This is a genomic window from Algorimicrobium algoritergicola, from assembly GCF_008086165.1.
GTDB classification, from domain to species: Bacteria; Bacteroidota; Bacteroidia; order Flavobacteriales; family Flavobacteriaceae; genus Algorimicrobium; species Algorimicrobium algoritergicola.
Map to the genome: position 1 here is coordinate 1 of NZ_VSKL01000014.1, position 4453 is coordinate 4453.

Consider the following 4453-nt stretch of genomic DNA (forward strand, 5'->3'; position numbering starts at 1 on the left):
CAATGTCGATTTTTGTTTGTACTTGAATCGATTTTTTAGAATCAACGCAACTGGATAAAATTACAAAAGTCAATATAAAAGGGAATATTTTCATTTTTTGCGTTCTGTTTTTAGCTTGTTGCCAACGTGTTTGTGTATGGTTAGTTGCGTGGTTAAGCAACTAATTTAGTAAACTTTCACGAACCCGTGAAAATTCCGCAGGAATTTTCGCAAGTAAGCTCAAAAAAGCAATTAATTATACACGGTGTTGGCAAATCGTATTTATTTTCAAAAGCTAAATTCAGCAACTACAATTCGTTTGTGAAAATAGTTATTAAAATCAGGTTTAGAGCTTAATAGTCCGTCGACAATAATTGTGTTTTGCATTATTCCCATAGCTTCTCTTTTGTTCCAATATTTTTTAATCAGAGAATCCGAATCTTTTATTTCATAAAGTGCTGTCATATAATTTCCAAAATTATTTTCCTTTAGCGAGGTTGTGTCTTTGTCATAGATTTCATTTCGCAGTCCGCTGTTATAATATTCAGTGTGAGTTCGTTTGGATTGAAAGTCAAATTTTTTCCAGTCAGTTATAGTGTCAGATTTTATATCGATGAGATATTGATGATAACCTTTTTCGATTGACAAATTCGGATAAATTTTGGTTAAATTTTTTTCAAAGTCAGATACAAGTGAATCAAAAGCATTTATTTGTCTTTCTCCGAAGATTTTTTCAAATTCCGTAATTCGGCTGTCAGTGTGGTTTTTAGAACAACTAAACATCAAAATTAGAACTAATACTAAATGGAATTTCTGCATTTCGTTTATATGTTTGCCAACGTGTTTGTGTATGGTTAGTTGCGTGTTTAAGCAACTAATTTAGTAAACAAAAACGAACGCGAGAAAATTCCAAAGGAATTTTCCAAATAAGCAACGACCAAAGCAATTAATTATACACGGTGTTACCACACGTTTTTATTCGATTCGTTCGTACTCTTGTCTATATTTCCAAGTTCTTGTATCTCCAATAATTATTAATGCTCCTCCATATCTGAAGTTAGCTACATCAAAAAGCAAATTACCATTATCAGATTTGGATATTCGAGTTTTTTTTATGTCAAAAGCTCCGTAAATAAGTGGAAATAACATAATTTGAGTGTTTTTATTTCTTAAATATAAATATCCGTCTCGTTTTAATTTAGTTTTTAAAATCCTTTCTCGAAACACTTTTCCGTTTTCGATATATTCAATTTTAATTCTTTTAGGGCTTAAAACTTTCAAATTAAACGCATAAGTTTTTAGAGTGTCTATTTCAAGCGTGTCTTTTATTAATTTTCGGTCGATTTCGGTGAGAAAATTGTTGGAATTCCATATTTGTCGATTGTAATTATGTTCTTTATCGATATGAATACTATCAAATTCATTATGAACAATTCCGTATTTACCATTCAATTTGTTTAGTTTTTCTTTTTTCAAAGGATTTGGGTTAATCAGTTCCTTATCAAATGAAGCGCAACTTTGAATAAAAATAGCCAAAATTAAAATCAAGTTGAATGTAGTTATATTCCGCAATGTTTTTTTCATAAGATTTGGTCAAATGTGTGGTAACGGTTTTGTGTATGATTAGTAGCGTGTTTAAGCACCTAATTTAGCAAATAAACACCAGATAGAAAATCCGCGAGGATTTTCGTAAGAAAGCGAGGACAAGCCATTAATTATACACGATGTTGTAAAACGTTTTTTTTCAGATTGCTCCTGTTATTTCTAAATTACCTGTTATTTTTCGGACTATCATTTCCACTTCTTCAAGTCTGTAATTTTTGGCAAACTCCACATTCAGTCCGTTTATTTTTTCTCCATTTCCGTTTATTACATAACCAAATGCAATATTCGTAAATTTACTTTCTACGCCTAAAAATAAATATTTGTTAAAAGGTGGATTATTAGTCAATGCTTTTTTATAAACTAATTTCGCTCCAGAATTTTCGACAAGTTCAAATCCGTTATTTTCAAAGTGCTGAACAAATTCGGGAAACATTTTTTTCATTCCTCCGAATGATTCATTTCTTCTCGCTACTTTTTTGGAATCATCATTAAATTTCCAAAATACATAACCACCTATTATTAAAATTAAAATAATCCAAACCATTATTTAATTCGCTTTACGATTTTGTTTAAAATCTGATTTCTTATATATGTATTTAATCTTTCTTTGTCTTTTAGTTTTTCCGCAAAAGATGGTGAAAGAAAATAATAAGTTTTTATAAAAAGTCTACCAAAATAATTTTTTGCCAATGTGTTGTCTCTGAAAAATTTTAAATGTAAAACTTCAGGGGCAAATTCATTTCCGTAACAAGCTGTTGCAATATAACAACCACTTTTTCCACTTGTTGCACTTTTTTGAGGTTTAGGATGTCCCATTATTTTTTCATATTCTTCTTCGTCTTCTTTTTGCATTATTGCATAACCTTCGTGAGAAACGTAAACTCTTCGATTATTCATAAAAGACCAACTTGGAAAGGATTCGTCAATTCTTTGACCATTATAAGGGCATTTTCCTCTGTTTACTAAACCTAAATTGTCTAAATATGTGAAAATGTCTAAAGACCTAACAATATGATTTTGTAGAAAATTAGTTAAAGTTTCAAAACTTTCTGGCGCAAATGGTTTGTTTTCAAATTTGTCTGCAATAACTCCTTTTGCACTTAATTCTTTACAAATGTCATTTACATATTCTGTGGTAAATTCTGAATAATATTTCATTATTTTATTTTTATTCGGTCAGTTAAATTATATGAGTTTTTTAATTCGTTGGTAGTAAGATTGACAATGAAACTTTTTTGTTTATAAAGAAATAAAATTGAAGTATTAGCAAACTTTTGGTCTGCATATGTTAGATAAGATTCTATTTTCAATGCTTTTTGTCCGTTTGCTAAAACAATATTTTCTGTCTTTTCGCCATTCGATTGAGCGTTTTCTTTCGCTGTTTTAAAAAATTGGTCTTTAAATACTTGAAGAGAATTACCAGTTAAACCTTTCATATCTTCAAAGAGATTTTGAACTGTTGCGGAATATTGGAATATATTTTCGTTATTGTCTTGGAAAACACAACTATAATTATTTTGATTTCCTAAATTCCGAGTATATTCTAATTCACAAGGTGTGTTGATTGTTAGTCCTTCAATTTTGTTTTCGGTTTGAGAAAATGCTATAAAAGGTATAAGCATTCCGAGTAAGATTATTTTCTTCATAGAGATTGGTTCAAATGTTTTACAACGTTGTTGTGTAAGATTAGTTGTGTGTTTCAAGAACTAAAGTTAGTAAATAAATCACAGATAGAAAGTCCGCGAGGACTTTCGTAAATTGGCTAAAACCAGCAATTAATTTTACACGGTGTTAGCTGTAGGGCTTTATTTCTTTTTCGTTGATTCGTAAAAATCATCTGTATATTTATAATGAACATTATGTCCATTCATTCCTTTATTTAATTCTCTGATTTTCAATTTAACATTTTCGTGTGTTTTTGTCTTAAAGTCAAAATCACTTAATATTATTAAATTATTGTATTGAGTTTTTAACCATATATATTTTTCATAAACTCTTGGATTTTCAAAACTTGTGTCAAGTCCTTTAATAATTACTTTTCGGATTATATTCAGACTTTCTTTCAACTTCTCATTAGTCATTTCTGTCCAGCTTTCAATAACTTGAAAATATATCATTTGATGAAATCCAACACAACCATCTTCGTACCTTTCAAGATATTGATGATAAGGATATCTGTTTCGTTTTGTTTCAAGAGGATAATTTAATTTTTGAATAAGCTTATTGGATAGAATTATTCTTGGAAATTTCGCACTATTTGTTTCGAGTTGATATGCTTCTATTAGTCCTTGACCAAAAACAGTTCCTTTTTCATTGTGAATTAGGTTTCCGATTGTAATTCCTCCTCTGAATAAAATTCCTTTCTCAAATAGTATTGCTCCTATGTATGCTAAATTGACAATTAAAGTTGAAGTCATTTCATTAACGTTATTTTCAACTTTTACTGAAACAACAATGCTATCAGAAAACGCAGTAGTGTTGGTTTTACCTCTTATATCAAAATTTTCAACTCCTCTTTTTTGAGCATCTTCTTCAATTTCAACTAATTGTAAATTCCAGTTTTCGGGAATTTCCCAACTTTTTAGGTAATCTAAAACAGAATATAAAAATTCAATTTTTGAACTATCTTTTTCGGAAGAACGAACTATTTCTTTAAATCCAAGAATGTCTATAAAAGCTATAAGTCTATTTTCGTATTTCAAATTATTCTTGTATTTCTAAAGTTGGTTTTGCCTTACAGCTAACGTATGTGTATGTGTAATGGTGTGTATATATCTATTATATCTACACCTACAAATCTAATGGATTTTTAATAGAATCAAAACTACTTTTAGCAACATGGGTATAAATTTCTGTCGTTTTTGTTGAA

General features: G+C 29.2%; 6 protein-coding genes. All 6 read right to left on the reverse strand.

Annotation, left to right across the window (positions count from 1 at the left end; all coding sequences use genetic code 11):
- Positions 1-267 precede the first annotated feature (267 nt).
- Positions 268-798: a hypothetical protein gene (locus tag ES675_RS16175; protein WP_148367571.1), complete on the reverse strand. Its 531-nt coding sequence runs from the start codon at positions 796-798 to the stop codon at positions 268-270.
- Between the two features lie 156 nt (positions 799-954).
- The gene (locus ES675_RS16180; RefSeq protein ID WP_066257207.1) at positions 955-1563 is read right to left on the reverse strand and encodes a hypothetical protein; all 609 of its coding nucleotides are present in this window, start codon (positions 1561-1563) and stop codon (positions 955-957) included.
- Between the two features lie 160 nt (positions 1564-1723).
- The gene (locus ES675_RS16185) at positions 1724-2128 is read right to left on the reverse strand and encodes a hypothetical protein (protein ID WP_066257210.1); all 405 of its coding nucleotides are present in this window, start codon (positions 2126-2128) and stop codon (positions 1724-1726) included.
- Positions 2128-2742: a CFI-box-CTERM domain-containing protein gene (locus ES675_RS16190; protein ID WP_066257213.1), complete on the reverse strand. Its 615-nt coding sequence runs from the start codon at positions 2740-2742 to the stop codon at positions 2128-2130. The genes ES675_RS16185 and ES675_RS16190 overlap by 1 nt, the downstream gene beginning before the upstream one ends.
- Positions 2742-3230 (reverse strand): hypothetical protein, encoded by a 489-nt coding sequence (locus tag ES675_RS16195; protein WP_148367572.1) that lies wholly within the window; start codon positions 3228-3230, stop codon positions 2742-2744. Before ES675_RS16195 ends, ES675_RS16190 begins: the two co-directional genes overlap by 1 nt.
- 159 nt (positions 3231-3389) lie before the next feature.
- Positions 3390-4286 carry a hypothetical protein gene (locus ES675_RS16200; protein WP_066257218.1) on the reverse strand — a complete coding sequence of 299 codons (897 nt, stop codon included), beginning with the start codon at positions 4284-4286 and terminating at the stop codon, positions 3390-3392.
- Positions 4287-4453: the final 167 nt, after the last annotated feature.